This window comes from Pectinatus frisingensis (assembly GCF_014076555.1).
Classification (GTDB): Bacteria; Bacillota; Negativicutes; order Selenomonadales; family Selenomonadaceae; genus Pectinatus; species Pectinatus frisingensis.
In genome coordinates this window covers 2,755,490-2,780,214 of record NZ_CP045424.1, presented here as the reverse complement: position 1 = coordinate 2,780,214, position 24,725 = coordinate 2,755,490, and the positions used below count along the sequence as shown (strand labels likewise).

The window sequence follows — 24,725 nt, the reverse complement described above, 5'->3', positions numbered from 1 at the left end:
TGCCCGTTTTTTTATTATGAATGGATTAAAGGTAAATTTGGGAAATGCTGATAAATGTGGTAATATTTTAATGACATTAAATTTATATAAAAATAATTTTATAGTGGAGGGGTATTCCTGCGGGAGAATTTATATGAAAGAAACATATTTATCAAAAGCTGTGACTGCTTTTGGTGAGGATAAAGCCAGGTATTTCCGTCTGCAGTTATGTCTGGAGGGAATTTTAATTGGTGTTGCAACCGGGCTGGTAGTATCGGCTTACAGAGGCCTTTTAGAAGGTTCAGAGGAACTGCGTCCTTGGGTATATAAACATTTTTCATGGGATAATTGGACAATATTTTTATTATATTGTTTGTTGATGTTGCTGTTCGCGTTTTTATTGTACTATATTGTAAAGAAGGAACCGATGGCATCTGGTAGTGGGATACCGCAGATTAAGGGAATATTGCTGGGAAAAATGCATATGAATTGGTTCAGCGTTTTATTTTACAAGTTTGTCGGAGGGGTAATTGCTATCGGTTCGGGACTTTCGCTGGGGCGTGAAGGACCAAGTGTTCAGCTGGGAGCGGCTTTGGCACAAGGTATAAGCCGTAGCAGGAGACGCTCACGTATGGAGGAAAGGTTTTTACTTACCAGCGGAGCCTGTGCCGGTCTGGCAGCTGCTTTTAATGCACCGCTGGCAGGAATTATTTTTGGGTTTGAAGAATTATACCGCAATTTTTCTCCTGTTGTGCTGATGGCAACAGCAACGGCTTCAGTGACAGCAACGGCCGTTACGGCCATCTTTTTTGGTGAAATACCGGTGTTTCATATCGGTAATCTGCCGGTGTTGCCGATGAAAATGTATGGCCTGTTGATTTTATTGGGATTGTTTGTTGGTTTTTTAGGTTTGGGATTTAACCGTTTATTATTTAAAGCAATGGATTGGTTTGACGGGCAAAAAATTTTAAAAAAAATGTGGAAACCGGCATTGCCATTAGCAGTAGCAGTTATTTTGGGATTTGTTTTACCGCAAGTTTTAGGCGGTGGTAATCGTTTGGTTGATATATTAGTGAAGGAACATTATGGATTAGCTTTTTTGTGCATATTATATCTGGGGAAAATATTTTTTACAGCGTTATCATTTGGTTCAGGTGTTCCGGGAGGTATATTTTTACCGATGCTGGTTTTGGGAGCATTGGCTGGTGGTGTATTCAGCCATATTGTTATAGCTGTTGGTGTGGACATTTCTGCTTATGAGGTCAATTTTATCGTTTTTGCGATGGCGGCATATTTTTCAGCGGTAGTTAAGGCACCGATTACAGGCAGTATTTTGATTATGGAAATGACTGGGTCATTTCAGCATATGATGGCCTTGATATGTGTATCAATGGCAGCATATGTTGCAGTTGATATGGCTAAAGGAAGAGCTGTGTATGATGCATTATTATGTCGTTCTTTAAATAAGCATGCACGGATAAAAAAAGTTTTGCGTTATAAACGTGTAATAATAGAACGGGTAGTGGGCAATGGCAGTAATGCTGATGGCAAATGCATTAAATTCATTGAATGGCCGAAGCATAGTCTGATTATAGATATCAGGCGCGGTGAAGAAGAAATTGTTCCAGACGGAGAGACACGCCTGCAGGTCGGTGATTATTTGTATATTTTGGCATATGAAGACCAAATTGAAATACTGCAGGGTATATTATCAGAGAAAAATAATTAAGAGGATATTGTCAAGTTTATTAATTTTATTCGTGCGACTTTTGTTCATAGATACGTTATGTTGACTTTTATAAAAGGCTGTTTTCATTGACTGCTGTGTTGATGAAGGCAGCTGATTTTTTAACAATGATGTTTTGTTTGACAAAATTTCCTGCCGGTGTGATAATTATGTTAGTTAGTATAACTAACATAATTAATGATTATATATTGCGTAGAAATGAGGTTAAAGCATGGAAGATAATCTGAGCACTGCGGATAGGATCATTCAGGCGGCTTTGAAGTTAATGATTGAAAAAGGATTTGCGGCAGTGTCGATGAAAGATATAGCAGCTGCCGCCAAAACATGTGAAATGACTGTTTTTAGACATTTTTCCAGTAAGCAGGGAGTATTGGAGGCAGTTATAGAAAGATGCTCTTTTGTTCCTTCTTTAAAAGAAATATTCGAAAATAAATTAACTGGAAATCTACGGACAGATTTATTGATGATAAGCAGTACTTATCATCAAATAATGGAAAAAAATAAAAATGCTGTAATATTGCTGATAAAGGAAAAAACTTTTCTTGCGGCAAAAGACTGGGAGAAATTACCACCATATCATTTTAAGAGATTTATGGTAGCATATTTGAAGGATTTGGAATCACAGGGGAAATTGTCGGCAGACGTTAATATAGAAGTAGCTGCTTTACCATTTATTACTATGAATTTCGGTTTTTTTTATTCGAAAATAACTTTGGACAGGAGATTTGTTGATATATCTACAAAAACTTATATTGAAAATTCTACACAGCTGTTTGCCAAAGCGTTGTTAAAATGTGAAATTAAAAATGATGTCTGAAGGATTGTGACAAACAACGTTTTTTTATTATGCGGGAGCAGTTAAAAATAAAAGGTGATGAAATGAAAATTAATGCAAAGATGAAAAAAGCGGCTGCAGTTGTTCTTATTTTATTAGCTGGGGCAGGTATTTATTATTTTTTATACCGTGGTGAAGTATCTACAGATGATGCAGCGATTGACGGGCATGTAGTAGAAATAAGCCCGAAAGTAGCGGGATATATAAAAACCGTATATGTAAAAGATAACCAAATAGTTAAAGCTGGTGATGTCATTATGGAAATTGACAGTCGGGACTATGATTTGCAGGTTAAAAATGCCCAAGCGGCTTTGCAGGCCGCTCAATCAGCATTGGCGGCGGAAAAAGATGATGCTGAGACTACTTTAATAACAGCTCCGGCGGGAGTAGAGGCATCACAGGAAAAAGTTAATGCTGCCCGGGCGGCGTGGGAAAAAACTGCGTCTGATAAGCAGCGTATGCAGATGCTGATAGAAAATGGTGCATGTTCGCAGCAGGAGTATGATCAGGCGGTCGAATCAGAAAAGTCAGCACGGGCGGCATTGCAGCAAATGCAGGCGGAGCTGAACTCTGCTAATTCTGCACCAAGTGTGATTGCCAAAAGCAATGATAGTGTAAAACAGCTTGAAGCACAGGTAGAAAAAGCTGCGGCGGAACTTGAACAGGCCCGGACTAATTTACAATATACAAAAATAACTGCACCAATAGATGGACGGATAACGAAAAAGAGTGTTGAAGCCGGAGCTTATGTCCAGTCTGGAACGCAATTGTGTTCTCTGGTTAGTTCAAACTTATGGGTGACAGCAAATTTTAAGGAAAATCAGCTTAAGGGTATGCGCCCGGGAGATAAGGTGGATATATCTGTGGATGCGTTTCCCAATATGAAATTGACCGGAGTCGTTGATAGTTTTCAGGCGGGAACAGGTTCGTATTTTTCATTATTTCCAGCAGAAAATGCCACAGGTAATTTTGTTAAAACGGTTCAGCGAATTCCGGTAAAAATAGTATTTAATGACATAAATAATGAGCAATTATCTGTGCTGGGTCTGGGAATGTCGGTTATTCCTACTGTACATTTATTTGGAGCAAAATGATTATGGCAGGTAAGGTGGTAAATCCATTTTTGATATCTACTGCAGTTAGTCTGGCCGCTTTTATGGAAATTTTGGATACGACGATAGTGACTGTGGCATTATCACATATTGCCGGCTCGTTGGGATCCGGTACAGATGAAAGTACGTGGGTACTTACGTCTTATTTAGTGTCAAATGGGATTATATTGCCGTTGTCCGGCTGGCTGGCAGCATTTATGGGACGCAAAAGGTTTTTTATATTCTGTATTTTAGGATTTACGGGGGCATCTTTTTTATGCGGTATAGCTACATCACTGCCGATGCTGATCATTTGCCGATTGTTGCAAGGATTGGCAGGCGGTGGACTTCAACCAAGCCAACAAGCGATAATAAAGGATAGTTTTCCTCCGGAAAAGTTGGGAATGGCATTTGCCATTACAGGAATTACTACGGTAATAGCACCAATACTTGGACCGACTTTGGGTGGATATATAACGGACAGTTATAGCTGGCGCTGGATTTTTTTTATCAATGTACCAATAGGTTTTTTGGCAGTGTTTTTAGTAAAGGTATTGGTAAGTGATCCGCCAAGTGCACAAAAGAGACAAGTCGCTTCAATAGACTATATTGGACTGGGATTGGTGGCCTTGGGATTGGGGGCATTGCAGATCGTCCTTGATAAAGGACAACAGGAAGACTGGTTTGACAGTACCTTTATTATGCTATTTGCCGGCATAGCTGCCTGCGGCATTATAACTGCCATCTGCTGGATTATTCGTCAGAAGAATCCGATAGTAAAACTGAGTTTATTCAGGCTGCCAAGTTTTTCCATGCCATGCATTATGCTGTTTTTTGTTGGATTTGCGCTTTATTCCAGTTCTGCGCTTTTACCGATGCTGGTACAGACAAATTTTGGTTATGATGCTACTTTAGCAGGATTAGTACTTTCGCCTGCCGGAGTAATTGTAATGCTGATGATGCCGATAGTGGGTAAATTGGTGACTAAAGTTCAGGCAAAATATTTAATTGCCATCGGTATGCTGCTGAATGCTTTTGGCATGTGGTTGACAGGAATGGTAACACCGCAGACTGATTATGAAACTTTCGTCATAATGCGAGTGTTTCAGACAATAGGATTGCCATTTTTATTTATTCCAGCCAGTACGCTTGCTTTTTCTAAAATAGCACCAGCGGACAGCAGCAATGCCTCGGCTATTGTTTCATTGATGCGGAACCTGGGAGGCAGTGTTGGTATTGCTATAGTTATGAATAAGCTCGCACACAGCGAGCAGATAGAACAGTCTAACCTCGTGCAGCATTTGACAGTTGATAATTTTGGTTATAAAACGGCAATTGCTGATTATATGCAGGCAGCGATAAATTCTGGAATACCGGCTTTGCAGGCACCAATCAGTGCCATGGGGCATATTTATCAAGAATTGATTCATCAGGCTGATATTTTAGCTTTTCATGATACGTATGATTTTGTTGCTGTGGTGCTATTGACCTTAGCAATAAGTGCGCTATTTATGCCCGGAAACAAATTAAAAAAAGCAGATTAAACGATGTATTATTTTTATATACAAAGCAGCAGGCAGGTAAATATGTTTTTTAATCGAATGATGTCTGAAAAATTTACTTGCATTTAAGGATTTGTATGTGCTATGATAAAAAGCACATACAAAGTAAGTGATGAACAAGAAAGTACGTTATATTATTTTTCAGAGAAGCGGTGGTGGGTGCAAACCGTAAAATTAATATAGCGGAAAGCTGCTTGCGAGCTGTCAGTGAAAACTGACCGGGTGGTTCGGCGTTATCGGACTGAAAGTGAGCATTTTGCTAACTAAGGTGGTACCACGGGAACAATGTCCTCGTCCTTTTCGGATGAGGGCTTTTTTTTATCCCTTTGATTGTATTGTCGGTTTTTCCCTGTCTTGAAAATGACTGCAGCATTGGATGGTATTTAAGGGATGGTAATACAGTTTTAGACGAAATTGTGACTGTAAAGGAGAAATTAGTTATGAGAGAATTATTGCAATTGCTGGAACATGACGCCCGCCGTCCAGTGAAGGAATTGGCGGCGATGCTTAATAAACCGGAATTTGAAATTGAAGAAGCAATAAAAAAACTTGAAGATGACAGAATAATAATGAGTTATAATACACTTATTGATTGGGAAAAGTTTGGGGATCATAATGTTACTTCAGTTATAGAAGTCAATGTCGCACCACAGCGAGAAGTCGGGTTTGATGCTATCGCTGAACGCATATATCGTTTTGACGAAGTCAAATCAGTTTTTCTTATGTCAGGAAGTTTTGATCTGCTGGTCATCATTGAAGGGCAGTCATTGAATAAAGTGGCTGATTTTGTGGCTCGACGTTTATCTACCATTGAAGGGGTGACGTCAACGCGCAGCCATTTTATGCTTAAGGCTTATAAAAAAGATGGTACGATTATCGATGACAAGGAAGATGACCGCAGGCTGGTGATGACACCATGAATGATTGGGAACAGGCACTATCTGATACAGTCGACTTGGTACCGCCTTCGGGCATAAGAAAGTTTTTTGATGTTGCGGCCAGTATGGATGATGTAATAACATTGGGTATAGGTGAACCTGATTTTGTTACGCCATGGCATATTCGTGAAAGTTGCGTTTACGGATTGGAAAAGGGATATACTTCTTATTCCACGAATAAGGGTATGCTGCCGCTGCGGCAGGAAATAGCCAATCTGTATAAAAAAAATTATGCCATAGATTATAATCCGGCAGAGGAAATAATTGTGACGGTGGGAGTCAGCGAGGCTGTGGATCTGGCTTTGCGGGCAATATTGAACCCCGGAGATGAAGTGCTGATTCCTGAACCGTGTTACGTATCATACAAAGCATGTGTTATTTTGGCCGGAGGTAAACCTGTTCCGGTACCGACTAAAATAGAAAATGAGTTTCGAGTTACTGCCGCTGATTTAGAAAAATTTGTTACACCTGCCACTAAGGCATTGCTGATAGGCTATCCTAATAATCCTACAGGAACAATTCTGACTGAAGAAGAATTGAATGGACTAGCCAAATTTGCCGAGAAATATAATTTGATTGTTTTGTCCGATGAAATATATGGGGATTTGACATATGGCGGATTGGAACATATTTGCTTTTCAACATTACCAGGCATGAAAGACAGGACAATATTGTTTAATGGTTTTTCTAAAGCGTATGCAATGACCGGCTGGCGTCTGGGTTATGCCATGGCCAATCCTGTGTTTATTGAGGCCATGAATAAGATCCATCAATATACGATGCTTTGTGCACCGGTGACAGCTCAGGTAGCTGGGATAGAGGCTTTGCGCAACGGTGAAAAAAACATGCATAAAATGATCAATGAATATGATCAGCGTCGGCACCTTATATATGAAGGATTTTGTCGTATGGGTTTAAAGACATTTGAACCAAAAGGGGCTTTTTATATATTTCCCAGTATCAAGGAAACAGGTATGACATCAGAGGAATTTGTCGAAAATTTATTGGAACGTGAGCATGTAGCAGTCATACCGGGTAATGCTTTTGGTGAATGCGGTGAGGGGTTTATTCGCTGCTCTTATGCCACTTCGGTAGATAAAATAGCCGGAGCGTTAAACCGTATCGAAAATTTTCTTAAAAATATTTGATGAAAATTATGCATCACTTTAAACCGCCCCTGTGAATTATATCCAAATTCTAATTCACAGGGGCGGTTTAATACAAAATATGATTATAGTGAATGATCAGGTTGACAAAGGCAGCTCTTGCTGTTGTTCTTTGGTTTTTATTTGTATAGGTCGATTTGTTTTATCTACCATTACAATTTTGGGGATATAGTTATGCGCTTCAGCTTCATCCATTAAAGCATAACCGATGATGATGACAATATCACCGATGACAGCTTTTCTGGCAGCAGCACCATTTAGGCAGATAATACCGCTGTGGCGTTCGCCGCTTATAACATAGGTTTCAAGACGCTCACCATTATTATTGTTGACGATTTGGACTCTTTCACCAGGCAAAATGCCTGACAATTCGAGAAGTGCTTCGTCGATAGTAATGCTTCCCATATAAGAAAGATTGGCTTGCGTTACTGTGGCACAGTGAATTTTACCATGAAGCATATTATAAATCATCAGGCGTCAACCTCCAGTATAGTATTATCAATGAGCCGCGTAGCACCAAATTTTACGGCAACTGCTAATAAGGTGCGTTTATCCAGTATTTTTCCGACAGTGATCAATCCGGGCAATGTGTACATTTCGACATAGTCGATTGTACTTAAGGGTTCGGCAGCAATCATACTGCGTACGGCAGTTGAAATAACATCACTGTTTTTTTCACCCTGAAGAAAAAGTTTTTGTGCTTGTTTAAGCGATTTATAAAGTACCAGCGCAGCTTTTCTTTCAGCAGGATTTAAATAAATGTTCCGAGAACTTTTAGCAAGACCGTCGGCTTCTCTGATGATTGGCATGATATGCAGCCGGACGGGGAAAAATAAATCATCGACCATACGTTTTAAAACTTCTGTCTGCTGGGCATCTTTTTGACCAAAATAAGCATTGTCGGGAGCAGCTATGTGAAACAACTTGGTTATAATGGTAGCTACGCCGCGAAAATGGATCGGGCGTGCGCGGCCGCATAGTACTTTACTTATACTGCCGGTGACCTCGACCCAGACAGGATCTTTATGGGGATATAGTTTATCGGCGGGCGGCGCAAATACGATATCCGCACCGGCTGCTTCTGCAGTCTTGCAGTCTTTTGCCAAATTACGGGGATATTTTTCATAATCTTCATGGGGCCCAAATTGTGTTGGATTGACAAAAACACTTACTATGGTGAGATCGTTTTCTGTGTGAGCGGCATGTATGAGTGAAACATGTCCTTCATGCAAAGCTCCCATTGTTGGAACAAGGGCAACAGACTTGCCAGCTTGTCTGGCAGTGGCAGATAATCTCTGCAATTGTTTGATGTCTGTACATAAAATCATGATGCAGCCTCTTTTCTTATTTTTGTAACAAACAGGAAAAGTGAGAGACATAATAAAAAAGCGCACTTTGACGGACAAGTGCGCAGAAATATCTTATGCCTTCGTCTCGGTCACGGTGATCCAAGCGATATAGATGATGTCAACAAACCAGGTTCGTGATACAGCTCACGACGATGCTGTTCAATTCATATGTTTGTTACCCGCATATAATAGCATAGAAAGAATATATATGCAAATTAATAAAATTTTGTATATCATTATTGCACATGTGTCATAATATAACTGTAAATTGCATGTTATTTTGCAATAATATGCATATAATAGTGTTTTACTATTGAAAGTAAGCTTGCTTTATATTATAATTAAGTAAACTTTGTAGGCAACGAAGCCTCAAAACAACGTGTTTTGAGGCTTCGTTATTTTATAAAAAAGTATTTGCATAATTACATGCAAAACTATGTATAATTAATAAATATTCATATAAATATAATAAGCAGGGAGGTTATTATATGGGTAAAAAGTATGGTCTTATTATCGGAGCTTTGGTTTTGTTTGTAATAATATTATTACCGACACCTGACGGATTGTCGGTTTCCGGTCAAAGGGTTTTGGGGATATTGATATTTTCCGTAATAATATGGATGACGGAAGCAGTCCCTTATCCGGTAAGTTCAATATTGATAGTATCGTTGATGGCGTTATTACTGGGATTGTCACCAAACCCGGCACAGCCAGATAAAATATTGGGCACAACAGGGGCACTGAAATTCGCCTTATCGGGATTTAGCACCAGTGCATTAGCCTTGGTGGGAGGTGCGATGTTTATCGCTGTGGCGATGGTTAAAACAAAACTTGATACGCGGATAGCATTATTGATTTTATCGAAAATAGGTGCCAAAACAAATCGTGTTTTGATAGGGGTAATTGCCGTAGGATTTATTTTAAGTTTTTTTGTACCCAGTACTACTGCCCGGGTATCCTGTATGGTGCCGATAATTTTAGGAATAATACATTCTTTTGGTGTTTCAATGAAAAGCCGTTTTGCGGCAGTAATGATGATCGCAGTGGCGCAGGCTGACAGTATTTGGAATGTAGGAATTAAAACGGCGGCAGCGCAAAATATGATTGCTTTAAGTTTCATTGAAAAACAGCTGGGTTATTATATCAGCTGGGGTGAATGGTTTATAGCAGCCGCACCGTTTGCGGCTATTATGTCGGTAGCACTCTATTTTATTTTATTGAAAATGATACCACCGGAAACTAAGGAGATTAAGGGTGGTAAAGAAGCGGTAGCTAAAGCATTAAATGAACTGGGACCAATGTCCGGGGATGAAAAAAAACTAATGGGTATATCTTTGATATTGTTGTTTTTATGGGCAACAGAAAAAATTGTTCATCCGTTTGATACTACTACGACAACTTTGCTGGCGATAACAATCATGCTTTTGCCTAAGATTGGTATTATGGATTGGAAATATGTGCAAAATCGTGTCAGCTGGGGCACTTTGATGCTTTTCGGAACGGGAATAAGTCTGGGAACGACTATATTGGCAACCAAAGCGGCTGACTGGATTGCATCGTGTATTGTTAATAAGTTTGACTTATATGCGATGACGGCGTTTGGTATATTAGCCGTGTTAAGCTTATTTTTAATTGTTATACATTTAGGATTTGCCAGTGCAACAGCATTATCGGCGGCAATGATTCCTATAATGATTTCTATTTTGCAGGGGGCATCACAGGTGCATACCCTGAATGTCGTTGGAATGACGATGATATTGCAGTACGTCATTTGTTTTGGTTTTATTCTGCCTGTTAATGCTCCGCAGAATTTGGTGGTATTTAGTACCGAAACAGTGACAGCGCGCGATTTCATACGCACCGGAATACCGATAACTATTGTGGCATATTTATTGATTTTATTGCTGGCGGGGACTTATTGGAAATGGCTTGGTATTGTTTTATAAATATTTTATATTGGCAGTATTTGTTGTGAATACAAGCAGAAGGGCCGGGTATTTTTATAAATACCCGGCCCTTCTGCTTATTGGTAAAATATTACTTTAAGGTATTAACCACGTGTTTTTCCGCCGGCGATGTTAAGTGTTATGCCATGAATATAACTGGCTCGATCACTGCCGATGAAACATGCCGTGTCGGCGACTTCGCTTAATTTACCGGAGCGGCCAAGCGGAATGGTAGTCGTTTGGGAATAACCGGCACGTAATTGTTCAACACTTATGCCTCTGGTGTAAGCCAAAGCGGTTTCATATTTGATGGTGCGAAGACCAGTGGCTTCCATGATGCCGGGTGCAAGTCCGACTACACGGATGTTGTGTTTGCCAAGTTCCTTACACCAGGAACGGGTAAGTGAATTCAAGGCGTTTTTAGTGGCGGCATAAACGCTTTGTCCTTCTGAGCCTTCCAGACCGCTTTCGGATGACATATTGATAATGACACCGCTGTTTTGTTTGACCATTTGGCGGGCAGCTGCCTGAGCGCAGATGAATACACCTTTTAGGTTGACGTTACAGACCAGGTCCCAGACTTTTTCGTCGAGTTCAAATTGCCCTCCGGCATTCTGGGAATCAACTAGGAGACGTGGAATATTTATGCCGGCATTATTGACTAAAATGTCAATTTTATTAAATTTTTTCAGTGTTTTGGCTATCATGGCATCCACGGATGACTTTTTAGTGACATCGGTAATGGCATAAAGAAAGTTATTGGAATTACTGCCTTTTATCTCAGGCGGTTCGTTATTCATATCTGCTGCTATAACGTTACTGCCCTGTTTTAAAAAAGCTTCTGCTATAGCTTTGCCTATTCCTGAGGCACCACCGGTGACGATAACTACTTTGTTTTCAATATTTAACCAACTCATGAAAATCCTTCTTCCTTTGATTTATCTGTCTAAGCTGTGGATGAGTTTAATGAATTCTTTTATATCTTTGGCTTCTTCTGATCCGTCGGCCAGTATTTCCAGCTCGTCGCCTGATTTAACTAATAATCCCAATATTGCTACCATATCCTTGGCATTAGCCAATTTGTGGTTTTTCCGCAGATAAATAACACTTTTATATTTTCGGGCGGCATTGGCTAATTCAGCAGCATAGGCAGCGTGCAGGCCAAATGGATTTTTTATTAGAAGCTTGTGTGTGATCATGGCGTTATTATTTCAACCACGGAACCTATTTTCATTGGGTGCGGTTTCTTTTTTTCTACAACAATTGCACCTGGCAGAACAGAATTTTCCGATGCGGTAAAATTTATCGTGAGATGGCCGAGTTCATTGAGATTTTTTTCGGCAATTTTACCGACGTACATAATTTTAAATTTTTCACCATCTATTGAAAAAAACTGACCGGGTGAAATATGAGCGCTGGTTTGTACGATGGGAATAGTATAGCAATAATCTTTTAATGTAGCAGGGGCATTATCACCGAAAAGAATTATCATTTCATCACCGAAGGCAGTTACATCTTTGCCGGTATTGACTATTTTATTGGTATAAATTACATTCATTATTATATTCCCACCTAAAGATAAAATTTATTGCAAGATTTATTTAATATTATGAATACATGCCAAAACTGAACAACCAGCCGACTAAGACACGTGGTACACCTATAAGAAAACGCGAATAAAGAACGGATGGAACGCCGACTTCAACTGTTTCCGGTTCTGCTTCAGCAAGCCCTAATCCAACTGGAATAAAATCGCAGGCATTTTGGGTGTTTATGGCCATCAATGCCGGCAGCGCAAGGTTAGGATCAATATGGCCTTTACCGATTTCTACACCGATCAGTGTGCCGATGATCTGGGCTATAACCGCTCCGGGACCAAGCAATGGAGAAAGAAATGGCAAAGAGCAGATGAAACCTAAAATTACTAAACCAACAACATTACCGGCTAAGGGAACGAGCAGATTGGCAAACCAATCACCAAATCCGGAACCGTTAATGATACCAATCAACATGGCGACAAAACCCATAAACGGCAGTATTGTATTAATCATGGAATTGACGGCATCGCGACCGGCCTGATAGAAAATGGATACAACTTTACCGGCACCCATCCCGATTTTTTGGATAAAAGTATTGGAAGAAGTTTCACCCATTGTCTGAGAAACTTTTTTATTGGCGGAATATTTGAATTTACGTTCTTGTTTTTCGGGTTTATTTTGTGATTCAGTGGCAGGTATGTCATCAGTTGATGTTATGCAATCGAGAGTGACACCGGATACATAGATATCTTCTGTAATGTATTTTGCCAGTGGGCCGCTCTTACCGACGGGATTCAGATTGATTGTAGGGATGCGTTTTTGTGGATAAATCCCACAACGCAGAGTACCTCCGCAATCGACAATGACCAAGAAAATTTCTTCTTCGGGTACTGAAGTTTTAAAACCGTTTATTACCCGGCAGGCAGTTAGTGATTCAATTTTATCGGCTATTTCTGGTTTAGCACCGCCGGCAGTTATATATAAGAGAACATCTTTACCTTCATGAGGTTGTACAAGTAAGGGCCCGCCAAATCCGGCATTGCCTTTTACAATTCGAATGGCTTTATATTCTGTCATGATATGCTCCTCCTTTTATGATCATTCTGTTTTTAAGTTGTTGCTAAGCTCGATGCGCTGTTGGCGCATGACAATTTTTGTGGTGAAATCAGTTACCCAACCGGCGAAAAAGTTCATAATGAGACCGACTAATAAATATCTAAGAGCTAATGGTGTGGCATCTAGGCCTAAAGTAGTGATGCCGTTGGCAATGCCAAGCCAGATGAAAAGTTCACCGACATTGATATGCGGGAAAATACCGCTGTTGGTATGGCAGTGGTAAGCAGCTGATGCATAATAACTTGGTTTCATGCGTTCTGGCAAAAATTTCCCCATAGAAAGAGCCATAGGGTTACCTAACATAAAAGCAGAAAGAAAAGGTAAAATCCCATAAGCAAGAATGACATTTTTTGAACAGACTTTAGCAAAATTATTGATTTTTTCTTGGCCGATGAAAGCGATAAGAGAATTCATAAATATAAGCAGTAACAATACTTTTGGGATAATACCGGTTACCCAGGAAACAAAAGTCTCTCCGCCAAGTGTGAATAAATTCATAAAACCTGCTGCTAAATTTACTACAAAATCCATAATCTCGTCCTCCTAATTAATTATTTTTTTGCGAAACTGAATCTGAACATATCAAGCAGACGCCCAAAGGGACTTTTCTTTTCCGGTAAAGTGCCGCCGGCAGTGATTATATTGTAATTATTGCGGGCATCAATGATAGCTAAAGACAGCGTTTTAGAATAATGTATCTGTTTGCAGTCTTTTTGTGTTAAGGTACCTATATATTTACCGATGAATGAGTGATTTATATCTTTATAACGGGCGAAAACAGTTACACCTTGAATATATTTTCCTTTTTTGATGATTCCCTGATCATCTATAAGAAACATTATTATTACACCCGAGCGCAGTATGCCGTCATGTTTCCCGATTGCAACCCGGCCATTGCGGCGAAATTCACGATAGTGTTTGGTGAAGCGGTTCATTTGTAAAAATGTCAGAATGTATTGTAGTATGAAAGCGCAAAATCCCAATATGATGATAACGAAACTATTCATAGCAGCCTCCTTAATTAAAAATATTGCAATCCTTAATAAAATACATCAGTATATCGTTGTAACTATTCATTTTTGAAATGTCCCCGATAATCTTTTTTTGTGAAGACATGCTGATGATTTCGTCATAAATTTTTACTAAAATACCATCATCCTCCGAGTCGGCCGGGATACCAACCAGAAAAATAATTTGTAAGTCGGGATATAAAGAATCGTTAAGTTTATTGGGAATAAGTCCTAAAGAAATCACCACTTCAGTATTATTATCATATCTGGCATGAGGAAAGGCCACATGGCTGTCAAGAACCATTGAAGATTTTTCTTCGCGGGATAATATTCTTTGCCAAAACTTTTTTTCCACTAGATCGGCTGTAATCAATTTATTGACCATGTGGTGTACCGCCTGAAGATAATTAAAACTGGAATCAAAGATGGTTATTTTATCAGGAGAAAGCAGGCTGAAAACTATTGATTTTACACCGTGCAGCATGGGAATCTGCAGCTGGTGTGCATAAAATATGCGTTCGATACTGTTGCGTAAATATGTTTCATCGACTACTTCATTTATATAAATAATAGGGATCTGTATTGATATATCTATTTTTACCGTGGAAATTAATAAATCATGATTTATTAATTTTTGTTCTGAGAATTGTTCATTATAGACAAAAATATCAATGACTGCTTCACGAGCCAATATTTTTTGCAGTTGAGCAATGATGAGTTTCGCTCTGGCACGGCCTGTCCCACATATTAATGCAACTTTGTATGGATGCCTGATATGGTTTTGTTCGGTTAAAAATATTTGAAAATATGCTGTCAGATAATCTACTTCACTTTCGGGAATTTTGACTGACATTCTTTTTTCGATGACATTTTTGGCAATCATGGACATATGGTAGGCTACAGTATATTTTTCTTTGATATCATCATTTGTTTGATTCTGTATTGGCAGGCCATAACGAAGACGGTTGGTTAGAAAATAATTATGATAGACGAATTCATCAATAATATCACTGTTTTTTTCGTCTAATGTAATTTCCATTTCGTCTTGTATAGTCGAAATTATTTCTTTGGTTATCTGTAAAATGTCATCGGAGACTATGATATTGGATTCAAGGGAGGAAATATCATAAGGTGTACGCATGCTGATTAACGGGATAATCAGAAATAATCGTTCATTACGGGGAAAATTAATTTTTAGAATTCGCTCCAAACTGTCAAGACTTTTTTGTAAAAACTTAAAATAATAATGATTGCCTAATTCCTGATATTTGCTATCCAATTTTACCAGGCCATGGCCCTGTACAGTTCTGTTAAGGCTCAATGTTATATAGCGGATAAAATTTTCTACTACGACTTTGTCTAGCTTTAAGGGAGCAAGATCCAGTTTAACCTTTGCAGTGATTTCCGGGGAAAGTGTCGATTCAGCACAAATGATATTATAATTATTATCGAGAACAAAAAAACGCAGATTTAGTTCGTCACCAATTAAGCTGATACCGATACTTGATTGTCCGGCAATGGTAAGATGATAATTTTTTAAAATGGTTTTTAACTTGGTCATGTCTTTTATTAAAGTTGAGCGACTGATGTTCATGGCATAAGCTAACTCATCGATTAAGTAGGGAGAGTCGGAGGACATCAGCATGTCAATGATGAAAGCCATTCGCATCTGTGGTGAATCAAAATTGGAATTTCGTCTTTCAATGCCATTGCGCTGTTGTTTATAACGAGGAAAATCAGTTATGAACAGGCGAGCTACAGAACGGTTTAAATCGATTAATGCACTGTCTTTGAGGTCGGAATTGATATCTTTGATATCATTTTGGATTGTTTTTGTACTTACATCTAATCGTTTGCTTAACTCATCGGTACTTAGTTCTGATTTATTTTCCAACAGACGGATGATTTTAATTAAACGATTTTCAGCATCAAACCAATTCATTGTAAATACCCCTTTCCCCTCCGACAAATACAGTATATTATGTCGGAAGGATTGTGTTAATATGCTTTTTTTCTAATTTTCAGAAATAATTTAATTTACTTTTTTTCTTTTTTACAGAAAAACTTGGATATATTATATAGTAATTTAGGAAAGTACAATATATATTATCGATTTTTTTATATATTTTTAGATGTGATTATTTTTGCAGAATCAATATAAGATAAAATCAATTACGCTTAAATTTATTGGATAAGAAGCTTTTTAAATAATAAACTTTGACTTTTTTATCCATATTAGTATAAAATCAAAGGATAATTAAAATGCAATAATAAAATTGGAAAAGAGTGTTTTTATGTTGGTTCATGAGCTGCTGTTGCGCGGGAAATCCGACCACACGGCTATAATTACAAGGGAACATCGTATTACATATCAAATTTTGCAGCAAAAAGTTGCCGATTGCAGAGATTATTTGTATGGTAAGGGTGTGAAAACAGGTGATAAGGTAGCTATTGTCTCCCATAATAATGATAATTATATTTATGCTTATTTTGCATTGGTTTCGTTGGGAGCTGTTGTTGTGGCGATTAATTATCAATTGCAGCCACCGGAAACAGCTTATATAGTGAGTGATTCTAATTGTGTCTGTATATTGACTGAAAACCCGATAATATTTGATAAGGGACGGCGGGAAGAGGCTTTTGCGGCAGACTGTCCGCAATATCCTATTACAAAATGCGGTGAAGCAGTGACACAAATACATGCTCCGGCTAAGAATGATAGAATTAGTGAAGACGATGTATGTGTCATCATTTATACATCGGGTACTACAGGAAAACCTAAAGGGGCAATGCTTACCCATAAAAATTTGACCAGTAATGCTGCAATGTTTGAAAAAGTCCTGCATGTGGATGAGGCTGATAATGTTCTTTGCGTATTACCGATGTATCATTGTTTTGCATGGACATGCTGTATACTTAATGGTTTTTATGGTGGCAGCTGTGTTACTGTAATGGAAAGTTTTACACCCAAGGAAACAATTGATGTTATTAACAGGGAAAAAATCACAGTATTGTATGTTGTACCGTCTATTTGTTCGTTGTTGACTAAATTGGCAGCGGCAGAAGAGCTTGCTTCGGTGAGATTGGTAGTAATCGGAGGAACAGTATTGCCGGTATCGGTTGCAAATGCTTTTTCACATAAATTTGGTTTGGTTATAGCTGAAGGCTACGGTTTGTCTGAGGCCTCACCGGTTGTTGCGGTTAATCCGCCGGGTAAAGAAAAAATCGGCTCCATTGGTATTCCTTTACCAGGAATTGCGATTCGTATAATTCAATCGGATAATACTGAAGTGGAGCCAGGACAACCAGGTGAATTATTAGTGCGCGGTGATAATGTCATGCCCGGTTATTGGAATTTGCCGGAAGCTACAAAAAATACAATTGTTGATGGTTGGCTGCATACAGGAGATATAGTCCGCCAGGATGAAGACGGATATATTTATATAGTTGATCGGATCAAAGATATGATAATAAGTATGGGAGAAAATATTTACCCACGGGAAATTGAAGAGCTGTTGTATGCTTATCCGGGGATCGATGAAGCGGCTGTTATCGGAGTACCGGATAGATTGCGTGGTCAGGCTGGATGCTGTTTTTTTAGTGTAAATAAGATGCAGGAAGTTTCTGTTCCGCTTTTAAAAAAATATTTACGAAAGAATCTTGCTTTATATAAAGTGCCGCGTGAATTTCATAAATTAGATGAATTACCAAAAACATCCACGGGGAAAATAGTTAAGCGCAAACTGGTGGAGTTATATAAAAATAAGGGCATGTTTACTGCGAATGATGATGGTTTTTAATATTTTACAGTAAAATTGAGTTGGCAACAATTATTTGGTTTAATTTAATTTAAAAAAAATGATATGAAAATACTCTATGCAGGTTCTGCATAGAGTATTTTCATATCATTTTTCCATCAAGCTGCCAATTTTTATCAGCTGGCAGGTTCGTACAGCAGCAAGCTGTAAAAGTAATGCTGCATTTTCCATGCAATAGTCAAGAGAACATGGAGCATAAGGTATAGCCGCAACGGCACTGACACCGTAATTTGCAAGATTATGAGCGGCTTCACTGAGTGCACCGGAAAGGCAGATAACTGGAATGTCCTGCCTTTTTGCAATCTCGGCAATACGAATCGGTACTTTTCCCTGGATGGTCTGCTCGTCCGTGTAACCTTCGCCTGTGATAATGAAAGCAGCACCGGCAATGATTTTTGGGAAATTAATGGTATCCAAAATAAGTTTACTGCCTGATATTATCCGCCCATTGGTAAAAAGCATGAGTCCGGCACCGAGTCCGCCGGCGGCACCACTGCCAGGTATATTACTGACATCAATACCAATATCATGTTTGGCAATATTGCTGTAGTGAAGAAGAGCTGCGTCAAGTTCGGTTACTGTCTCCGGTCGGGCACCTTTTTGTGGTCCGTAAACTGCAGAGGCACCGGCGGGGCCGCAAAGCGGGTTATCTACATCACTGGCTATACAAATATCGGTGTGGCAAATGCGCTTATCAATATTTGTTGTATCAATATAAGCTAATTGAGATAGAGCAGCTCCTCCGGCAGGTATTATTTGATGGTTTTTATCAAAAAATTTTACACCCAGGGCTGCGGCCATGCCGGCACCGCCATCGTTGGTGGCACTGCCGCCGATACCTATTATGATACGGCCGACACCAGCGTCTAAAGCAGCTTTTATCAGCTGCCCGGTCCCGTAAGTGCTGGCATGCCGTATATCACGTTTATTTTCCGGCGTTATTAATAATCCTGATGCTTTGGCCATTTCAATAACAGCGACAGATACCGTATTTTCGGAAAAGATATACCAATCAGCATTTATTGGCTCATTTAATGGCCCCATTACTGCATTAGTCATAATTTTTCCATGTGTTGTCTGAGTCAGGGCATCAATAGTGCCTTCACCTCCGTCGGCGACAGGAACTTTGCTGATCGAAGCTTTTGGGAAAACCTGTTTAACGCCCATCGCAATAGCCGAAGCAGCCTCACCGGCAGTAAGGCTGCCTTTAAAAGAATCAGGAGCAATAACAATGTGCATAATGAAATCAACTCCTTTGACAATGTATATAAACTAACTGTATGTCAATTTATATACATTGTCAACGCACCTAAAAGTAAAAATATTTGTAAACATTGCATATAGTGTTTAAGAGTTCATGAAGCCGGCAAGTGTTATACCGGAATAAACAGCTGCCAGTCCAATGATCAGGTTGGCTGCTATGTTAACGAAAGCATAAAATATTGAGGTACCACGAAATAATAATAAAGTTTCCATACTGAAAGACGAGAAAGTTGTAAATCCACCAATAAAACCAATAACTAATAAAAGACGCAGCGGCTCAGAAAGAATAAAGTTTTCATCGATAGCAAAAAACATAATAAATCCGATAAAAAAACTACCGACAATATTGACAAAGAGTGTGCCAAAAGGAAATACAGTTCCAAATCGTGCCCCGATTAAACTGGTGGCAATGAATCTAGTGATAGATCCAATTCCGCCGCCAATAAATACTAATAAGATTTGTTGATAGTTAAACATAAATACTCCTTAAGTGTTTTCTAAAAAAATATAGACCCCTACCGTATGGTAGGAGTCATTAATACATGGTGTATTTTAAAGCGAACCCCATCGCTTAATAAGTAACATCTATGAATTATAGCAAATGTCATAGTTTTTTGCAATAAAAGAACAACAAAAGCGCAATAAAATTTTTAATCATTTTATTGCGCTTTTGTTAAATACTGCGGACAAATAAATTTTCATCTTCGAGTAAACTTTCCAGTGATTCAAAACCAAGCCGGTAAAGTAGTTTTAAAACATAAGGATTATCGAGTGGTGTTTTATATAAGGCTTTTTTACCATAGGTGTTTACCAGATCACGTGCAGTGTCTTTTTTTAATAATGATTTAGGACCGCCGACACAACCACCGACACAGCCCATACCTTCAAAGAAATTGGCAGTGCTTTTACCTGTCAGTAAATCATCAATCATTTGCCGGCATGCAGGAATTCCATCAGCCTGCTGAGCAGTTAATTCAATGTCGTGGTGGGGATTAAGAGTTTTTAAAGTTGCCTGGACGGCGGCACTTACTCCACCGGTACGGGCATATATACGACCTGCTTCGGATGAAAGTTCCTTGATAGTATCTTTTTGGGCTAAGAGATTAACACCTAATAAATCAAACATTTCTTGTGCTTCTTGAAAAGTAAGTACGTAGTCTACAGCGCCAACGATGTCCTTTTCTCTGGCTTCAGCTTTTTTCGCTACACATGGTCCGACAAATACTGTTAAGGACTCGGGCTGGAATTTTTTTACAACACGTCCGGCGGCAATCATTGGAGAGACTGACGGCGGCATATGCGGAACCAGATCTGAATACATTTTTTTGATCATTGCCAACCACATCGGGCAGCAACAGCTGGTAAGCATGAAATCTTTATTAGTGTGGATATTATGTTCAAATTCTAAAGCTTCCCTGAGCGTCAATATGTCAGCAAATACAGCTACTTCAAGTAAACCACTAAAACCAAGTTCTTTGAAAGCATTTCTGACCATCCCAGGATGTACATCATCACTGAATTGCCCCATAAATGCCGGCGCTATCAAAATAAACGCCGGATGGTCGCGGTTATCATTTAGTGCCCGTAGGACGGCAAGGACATCTTTGCTTATCTTTTGTTGATTATTGGTTTTATCGGCGGAAGATATTATTTCTGCTGCTTTCGGATGGGGAAAATGTTGAAGGGGATTAAAAAGGCAATCCAGCTGTTTTGTGATATCAGCAAGCGAACTTTTATCTGATGCCTTCCCTAACGCCTCTTCATATAATTCACTGATAGCTCTCATAAATTCTCCTGTCTGTTGATTAAGCATATATCATTTATATAAATACGATATTCTAACGCTATAATAAAGTCAATTAAGTCAGTCAAAGGGAAATGGATCTATAGGTAGGGTAGTTAATTATGAATAAAAACAGGGCAGGACCTGCCATTGATTATTGCCCGACAGCAAAACCTGCCCGTAAAGACTATAGTATAAGATTTTTATTTCAGTAATTTCCGCATTGTTTCAGCAACATTTTCTTTAGTAAAGCCAAATTTTTTGAAAAGTTTATCGGCTGGTGCCGATGCGCCGAAACCTTTCATTGTGACGGTTGTACCATCAAGACCAACATATCTGCCCCAGCCAAAATCAGCGGCGGCTTCAACAGCAACGCGTGCCGTTACGGCGCGTGGCAAGATATTATTTTTATATTCATCACTTTGTTGTTCAAAAATATCCATACAAGGCATGCTGACAACACGTATATCAATATTTTGTTTTTTTAGCAATTCCTTGGCTTCTATGGCCAGGCAAACTTCTGAACCGCTGGCAATAATAATCCCATCCGGAGTTTTTTTGTCGGCATCGGCAATGATATAAGCACCTTTAAGAGCTTCTTTGCTGCTGCCGGCAAGCTGAGGTAAATTCTGTCGTGTTAAAACTAATGCTGTAGGTGTATGTTCACTGGTTATGGCTAAATACCATCCGGCAGCAGTTTCTGTGGCGTCAGCCGGACGGAATACATTGATATTAGGCATAGCCCTGAGCATCGCCAGCTGTTCTATCGGTTCATGAGTTGGACCATCTTCACCGACACCGATACTGTCATGAGTGAGTACATAAGTAGTCGGTATTTTCATCAATGCCGCCAAACGGATCATTGGTTTCATATAATCGCTGAAGACGAAAAAGGTAGCAACATAAGGCCGCAGGCCACCATGCAGTAATAATCCGTTGGCTATGCCAGCCATTGCTAATTCTCTGACACCGAAATGCAGATTGCGACCGGCGTAATTGTCTTTGTTAAAATCAGTTTCATTGTTCATATGGGTTTTGTTGGAAGGTGCTAAATCTGCACTGCCTCCGATAAGCTGCGGCAGAAAATCTTTTATGCGGTTTATCATTATGCCTGAAAGATTTCTGGTTGCCTGTGGTTTGTCTTCATAAGCCCAGAAGTCTTTATCTTCCAGAAGTGCCGTACTGTCGGCAGTAGTGTGGAATTTATCCCATAAATTTCTTTCTTGTGGAAACTGTCTGCTGTAATCATTAAACAGCTTTTGCCATTTTGCTTGTGCAGACGCACCTTTTTCAGCAAGTTTTTGATAGTGAGTGTAAACTTCATCAGGAATAGAAAATGGTTCTAAAGAAGGCCATTGGAGATTTTCTTTTAATGCCCGTACGTTGTCTTCACCAAGTGGTTCACCGTGCGCACTGGCCTTACCCTGTTTTGCCGGGCAGCCATAACCAATTTGAGTTTTTATGGTAATGAAAGAGGGATGGATGGTGTCGGCCTTTGCCGTTTCGATAGCTTTACCAATGGCGTTTAGATCATTGCCATCTTCGACGGTAATGGTCTGAAAACCAAAAGCAGCCATGCGGTTTTGTACATTTTCAGTAAAAGCGATATCGGTATTGCCTTCAATGGATATCTTGTTGCTATCATATAAGATGATCAATTTGGACAGACCCAATGTTCCGGCAAGAGAAAAAGCTTCGGATGAGATGCCTTCCATCATACAACCGTCACCGCCAAGGGCAAAGGTATAGTGATCAACTATAGGAAAATCGGGTTTATTGAATACTGCGGCTAAATGGGTTTCCCCCATCGCCATACCGACTGCCATTGCCATGCCTGCACCGAGCGGGCCGGTTGTTGCTTCTACACCAACGGTATGTCCATATTCAGGATGACCCGGTGTGAGAGAACCATCTTGGCGAAAATTCTTTAAATCATTTAAAGTCAACCCGTAACCAAAGAAATGCAGCAGTGAATATAACAACGCTGAACCATGGCCACCGGAAAGAATGAAACGGTCACGATTTTTCCAAGTGGGATCTTGTGGATTATGGTTCATGTGATTGGCCCATAATTCATATGCCATTGCGGCACATCCCAGAGGAAGACCGGGATGTCCTGAATTTGCCTTTTGTACTGCATCAGCAGATAATACACGGATAGCATTTACACATTTAGTATCAATATTCATACTAGTTCGCTCCTTTTTAATTCATTGGTGCATGGGACTATAAAAATTATCTGAAAAGTCTGCCACACACCTGGATAGAAGATTATCATACCTGTTTATTGAAAATAGTAAAGTTACATGGTATGTAAATATTTAAATTATTGTATACTATTTAAGCATAACTTAACAGCAGCATCTCTGTCAATTGGTTTGCTGAAAACATCACGTTCGTTTCATAAACCGGAAAATAAATATTAACAAAAAAAGGAAATAAATGATATAATCCAAAGTAAAAAAGTATAGGTGAAAAAATGGATTATATCAAAGAAAAATTTGCAATAATAGAAGATAACAGACATTCAAGCTATGTAGAACATAGTTTAACAGATATACTTACTATAATAATGTGTGCCGTATTGTGTGGATTAGATGAACTGGCAGATATAACAACTTATGCACAAAGCAATGCAAAATTTTTAAAAAAGAAATTTAATATCACTAAAATCCCTTCTAAAGCTACTTTCAGCCGTATATTAAATATGATGGACGCAGATAAAGTAGCCAGTGTAATTATTGAAATAATGCATGATGCAGCATACTGTGACTTGGGCGATGTTATCGCTGTAGACGGGAAGGCAATCCGTAGTACCTCTAAAAAAGGTACACCGCATTCAGCACTGCAAATATTAACTGTATATTTAACACAAAGCGGCGTCGTTTTAGGGCAAAAATCTATACATGAAAAGACGAACGAGATTCCTGTATTCCAGCAGCTATTGGATAATCTAAACATTAAGGACAAGACAGTAACGGCTGATGCGATGCATTGTCAAAAAGAAACCTGCAAGAAAATTATAGCCAAGCATGGCAATTACGTTTTTGGGCTTAAGGAAAACCAAAAGACATTGCACGATGATGTTAAATTTTTCTTTGATGAAGAATTCGATAGCAAAACATTAGATTCTTATACGACAGTTGAAAAAAATGGAGGAAGAATTGAGAAACGCATCTGCAAAAAATGTTCAGATATTAAATGGCTGAATGGATATAAAGAATGGGCAGGACTGAGTTCAATATTTGCAGTTAAGCGTATTACAACAACGAACCGTGGAACCAGTGATGAAACTGGTTATTATATAACAAGTAAGGATACAGATGCCAAAGAGCTTTTACATATTTGCCGTGAACATTGGAAAATTGAAAGCATGCATTGGCTGTTAGATGTAACCTTTTCGGAAGATGAGTGCTCTATTATATCTGAAAATGGGCAAAAAACTTTAAACAGCCTTAGAAAATTGGCATTACTGCTACATAAAAGATATTTAGCTAAGCAGCTTAAAAAATGTAGCATTAAAGCTAATCTGCTAAAATGTCTTATGAATAGCCAACTGTTATGTGAGGTAGCTGACTTATAAA

Annotated in this window: 22 protein-coding genes and 1 other annotated feature; of the genes, 9 read left to right on the top strand and 13 right to left on the bottom strand. The window is 39.0% G+C overall.

Annotation, left to right across the window (positions count from 1 at the left end; all coding sequences use genetic code 11):
- Positions 1–133: 133 nt before the first annotated feature.
- From F8M42_RS13060 to F8M42_RS13035, 6 genes are all read left to right on the top strand, one after another.
- The gene (locus F8M42_RS13060; RefSeq protein WP_182187236.1) at positions 134–1,708 is read left to right on the top strand and encodes a ClC family H(+)/Cl(-) exchange transporter; all 1,575 of its coding nucleotides are present in this window, start codon (positions 134–136) and stop codon (positions 1,706–1,708) included.
- Between the two features lie 229 nt (positions 1,709–1,937).
- Positions 1,938–2,543 carry a TetR/AcrR family transcriptional regulator gene (locus F8M42_RS13055; RefSeq protein WP_182187234.1) on the top strand — a complete coding sequence of 202 codons (606 nt, stop codon included), beginning with the start codon at positions 1,938–1,940 and terminating at the stop codon, positions 2,541–2,543.
- 62 nt (positions 2,544–2,605) lie between these two features.
- Positions 2,606–3,655: an HlyD family secretion protein gene (locus F8M42_RS13050; RefSeq protein ID WP_182187232.1), complete on the top strand. Its 1,050-nt coding sequence runs from the start codon at positions 2,606–2,608 to the stop codon at positions 3,653–3,655.
- Between the two features lie 2 nt (positions 3,656–3,657).
- Entirely contained in the window at positions 3,658–5,196 is a 1,539-nt protein-coding gene (locus F8M42_RS13045) for a DHA2 family efflux MFS transporter permease subunit (RefSeq protein WP_229711360.1), read from the top strand.
- A 121-nt stretch (positions 5,197–5,317) separates the two neighbouring features.
- Positions 5,318–5,516: a binding site (T-box leader), on the top strand.
- Positions 5,517–5,654: 138 nt separating this feature from the next.
- Positions 5,655–6,134, top strand: a complete 480-nt coding sequence (locus F8M42_RS13040) for an Lrp/AsnC family transcriptional regulator (protein WP_182187227.1) — start codon at positions 5,655–5,657, stop codon at positions 6,132–6,134.
- The gene (locus F8M42_RS13035; protein ID WP_182187225.1) at positions 6,131–7,300 is read left to right on the top strand and encodes an aminotransferase class I/II-fold pyridoxal phosphate-dependent enzyme; all 1,170 of its coding nucleotides are present in this window, start codon (positions 6,131–6,133) and stop codon (positions 7,298–7,300) included. The genes F8M42_RS13040 and F8M42_RS13035 overlap by 4 nt, the downstream gene beginning before the upstream one ends.
- Positions 7,301–7,396: 96 nt before the next feature.
- Here F8M42_RS13035 and panD read toward each other — a convergent pair whose 3' ends face one another.
- Positions 7,397–7,789, bottom strand: coding sequence for an aspartate 1-decarboxylase (panD, locus tag F8M42_RS13030; RefSeq protein ID WP_182187223.1), 393 nt, complete (start codon positions 7,787–7,789; stop codon positions 7,397–7,399).
- Entirely contained in the window at positions 7,789–8,646 is an 858-nt protein-coding gene (gene panC / locus F8M42_RS13025; protein WP_182187221.1) for a pantoate--beta-alanine ligase, read from the bottom strand. The genes panD and panC overlap by 1 nt, the downstream gene beginning before the upstream one ends.
- 509 nt (positions 8,647–9,155) lie before the next feature.
- On the opposite strand from panC, the gene F8M42_RS13020 reads away from it, so the two are divergent.
- Entirely contained in the window at positions 9,156–10,613 is a 1,458-nt protein-coding gene (locus F8M42_RS13020; protein WP_182187219.1) for a DASS family sodium-coupled anion symporter, read from the top strand.
- A 104-nt stretch (positions 10,614–10,717) separates the two neighbouring features.
- Here the strand turns inward: F8M42_RS13020 and F8M42_RS13015 are convergent, their stop codons facing one another.
- Genes F8M42_RS13015 through F8M42_RS12985 form a run of 7 tightly spaced genes read right to left on the bottom strand, consistent with a single transcriptional unit; the run spans position 10,718 to position 16,219 of the window.
- A complete protein-coding gene (locus tag F8M42_RS13015; RefSeq protein ID WP_182187217.1) occupies positions 10,718–11,530 on the bottom strand; it encodes an SDR family oxidoreductase in 813 nt (270 codons plus the stop codon).
- Positions 11,531–11,551: 21 nt separating this feature from the next.
- Complete coding sequence (locus F8M42_RS13010) at positions 11,552–11,812, bottom strand: HPr family phosphocarrier protein (protein ID WP_182187215.1); 261 nt, start codon at positions 11,810–11,812, stop codon at positions 11,552–11,554.
- Complete coding sequence (locus F8M42_RS13005; RefSeq protein ID WP_182187213.1) at positions 11,809–12,171, bottom strand: PTS glucitol/sorbitol transporter subunit IIA; 363 nt, start codon at positions 12,169–12,171, stop codon at positions 11,809–11,811. The genes F8M42_RS13010 and F8M42_RS13005 overlap by 4 nt, the downstream gene beginning before the upstream one ends.
- A 49-nt stretch (positions 12,172–12,220) precedes the next feature.
- Positions 12,221–13,228: a PTS glucitol/sorbitol transporter subunit IIB gene (gene srlE, locus F8M42_RS13000; RefSeq protein WP_182187212.1), complete on the bottom strand. Its 1,008-nt coding sequence runs from the start codon at positions 13,226–13,228 to the stop codon at positions 12,221–12,223.
- Positions 13,229–13,249: 21 nt separating this feature from the next.
- Positions 13,250–13,798: a PTS glucitol/sorbitol transporter subunit IIC gene (gene srlA, locus F8M42_RS12995; RefSeq protein ID WP_182187210.1), complete on the bottom strand. Its 549-nt coding sequence runs from the start codon at positions 13,796–13,798 to the stop codon at positions 13,250–13,252.
- Between the two features lie 20 nt (positions 13,799–13,818).
- Positions 13,819–14,274 carry a transcriptional regulator GutM gene (locus F8M42_RS12990; protein ID WP_182187208.1) on the bottom strand — a complete coding sequence of 152 codons (456 nt, stop codon included), beginning with the start codon at positions 14,272–14,274 and terminating at the stop codon, positions 13,819–13,821.
- A gap of 10 nt (positions 14,275–14,284) precedes the next feature.
- Positions 14,285–16,219, bottom strand: a complete 1,935-nt coding sequence (locus F8M42_RS12985; RefSeq protein ID WP_182187206.1) for a BglG family transcription antiterminator — start codon at positions 16,217–16,219, stop codon at positions 14,285–14,287.
- Between the two features lie 352 nt (positions 16,220–16,571).
- On the opposite strand from F8M42_RS12985, the gene F8M42_RS12980 reads away from it, so the two are divergent.
- Positions 16,572–18,077: a class I adenylate-forming enzyme family protein gene (locus tag F8M42_RS12980; RefSeq protein WP_182187204.1), complete on the top strand. Its 1,506-nt coding sequence runs from the start codon at positions 16,572–16,574 to the stop codon at positions 18,075–18,077.
- A gap of 105 nt (positions 18,078–18,182) precedes the next feature.
- On the opposite strand, the gene F8M42_RS12975 is transcribed toward F8M42_RS12980, so the two are convergent.
- From F8M42_RS12975 to tkt, 4 genes are all read right to left on the bottom strand, one after another.
- Positions 18,183–19,334 carry a glycerate kinase gene (locus F8M42_RS12975; RefSeq protein ID WP_182187202.1) on the bottom strand — a complete coding sequence of 384 codons (1,152 nt, stop codon included), beginning with the start codon at positions 19,332–19,334 and terminating at the stop codon, positions 18,183–18,185.
- Positions 19,335–19,442: 108 nt separating this feature from the next.
- Positions 19,443–19,835 (bottom strand): fluoride efflux transporter CrcB, encoded by a 393-nt coding sequence (gene crcB, locus F8M42_RS12970; protein WP_182187200.1) that lies wholly within the window; start codon positions 19,833–19,835, stop codon positions 19,443–19,445.
- A gap of 196 nt (positions 19,836–20,031) precedes the next feature.
- Positions 20,032–21,144 carry a [Fe-Fe] hydrogenase large subunit C-terminal domain-containing protein gene (locus F8M42_RS12965; RefSeq protein WP_182187198.1) on the bottom strand — a complete coding sequence of 371 codons (1,113 nt, stop codon included), beginning with the start codon at positions 21,142–21,144 and terminating at the stop codon, positions 20,032–20,034.
- Between the two features lie 200 nt (positions 21,145–21,344).
- Positions 21,345–23,330, bottom strand: coding sequence for a transketolase (gene tkt, locus F8M42_RS12960; protein WP_182187196.1), 1,986 nt, complete (start codon positions 23,328–23,330; stop codon positions 21,345–21,347).
- Positions 23,331–23,620: 290 nt separating this feature from the next.
- On the opposite strand from tkt, the gene F8M42_RS12955 reads away from it, so the two are divergent.
- Entirely contained in the window at positions 23,621–24,724 is a 1,104-nt protein-coding gene (locus F8M42_RS12955; protein ID WP_182187044.1) for an ISAs1 family transposase, read from the top strand.
- The last annotated feature ends 1 nt before the right edge of the window (position 24,725 follow it).

What these genes read in the sequence shown, in the direction of transcription:
- crcB (WP_182187200.1), bottom strand. Translation starts at nt 19,835, where the DNA reads ATGTTTAACTATCAACAAATCTTATTAGTATTTATTGGCGGCGGAATT.
- F8M42_RS13040 (WP_182187227.1), top strand. Translation starts at nt 5,655, where the DNA reads ATGAGAGAATTATTGCAATTGCTGGAACATGACGCCCGCCGTCCAGTG.
- F8M42_RS13035 (WP_182187225.1), top strand. Translation starts at nt 6,131, where the DNA reads ATGAATGATTGGGAACAGGCACTATCTGATACAGTCGACTTGGTACCG.
- F8M42_RS13055 (WP_182187234.1), top strand. Translation starts at nt 1,938, where the DNA reads ATGGAAGATAATCTGAGCACTGCGGATAGGATCATTCAGGCGGCTTTG.
- F8M42_RS13020 (WP_182187219.1), top strand. Translation starts at nt 9,156, where the DNA reads ATGGGTAAAAAGTATGGTCTTATTATCGGAGCTTTGGTTTTGTTTGTA.
- F8M42_RS13060 (WP_182187236.1), top strand. Translation starts at nt 134, where the DNA reads ATGAAAGAAACATATTTATCAAAAGCTGTGACTGCTTTTGGTGAGGAT.
- panC (WP_182187221.1), bottom strand. Translation starts at nt 8,646, where the DNA reads ATGATTTTATGTACAGACATCAAACAATTGCAGAGATTATCTGCCACT.
- F8M42_RS13045 (WP_229711360.1), top strand. Translation starts at nt 3,658, where the DNA reads ATGGCAGGTAAGGTGGTAAATCCATTTTTGATATCTACTGCAGTTAGT.
- F8M42_RS12980 (WP_182187204.1), top strand. Translation starts at nt 16,572, where the DNA reads ATGTTGGTTCATGAGCTGCTGTTGCGCGGGAAATCCGACCACACGGCT.
- srlE (WP_182187212.1), bottom strand. Translation starts at nt 13,228, where the DNA reads ATGACAGAATATAAAGCCATTCGAATTGTAAAAGGCAATGCCGGATTT.
- F8M42_RS12955 (WP_182187044.1), top strand. Translation starts at nt 23,621, where the DNA reads ATGGATTATATCAAAGAAAAATTTGCAATAATAGAAGATAACAGACAT.
- srlA (WP_182187210.1), bottom strand. Translation starts at nt 13,798, where the DNA reads ATGGATTTTGTAGTAAATTTAGCAGCAGGTTTTATGAATTTATTCACA.
- F8M42_RS13050 (WP_182187232.1), top strand. Translation starts at nt 2,606, where the DNA reads ATGAAAATTAATGCAAAGATGAAAAAAGCGGCTGCAGTTGTTCTTATT.
- F8M42_RS12975 (WP_182187202.1), bottom strand. Translation starts at nt 19,334, where the DNA reads ATGCACATTGTTATTGCTCCTGATTCTTTTAAAGGCAGCCTTACTGCC.
- F8M42_RS12990 (WP_182187208.1), bottom strand. Translation starts at nt 14,274, where the DNA reads ATGAATAGTTTCGTTATCATCATATTGGGATTTTGCGCTTTCATACTA.
- F8M42_RS13005 (WP_182187213.1), bottom strand. Translation starts at nt 12,171, where the DNA reads ATGAATGTAATTTATACCAATAAAATAGTCAATACCGGCAAAGATGTA.
- F8M42_RS13010 (WP_182187215.1), bottom strand. Translation starts at nt 11,812, where the DNA reads ATGATCACACACAAGCTTCTAATAAAAAATCCATTTGGCCTGCACGCT.
- panD (WP_182187223.1), bottom strand. Translation starts at nt 7,789, where the DNA reads ATGATTTATAATATGCTTCATGGTAAAATTCACTGTGCCACAGTAACG.
- tkt (WP_182187196.1), bottom strand. Translation starts at nt 23,330, where the DNA reads ATGAATATTGATACTAAATGTGTAAATGCTATCCGTGTATTATCTGCT.
- F8M42_RS13015 (WP_182187217.1), bottom strand. Translation starts at nt 11,530, where the DNA reads ATGAGTTGGTTAAATATTGAAAACAAAGTAGTTATCGTCACCGGTGGT.
- F8M42_RS12965 (WP_182187198.1), bottom strand. Translation starts at nt 21,144, where the DNA reads ATGAGAGCTATCAGTGAATTATATGAAGAGGCGTTAGGGAAGGCATCA.
- F8M42_RS12985 (WP_182187206.1), bottom strand. Translation starts at nt 16,219, where the DNA reads ATGAATTGGTTTGATGCTGAAAATCGTTTAATTAAAATCATCCGTCTG.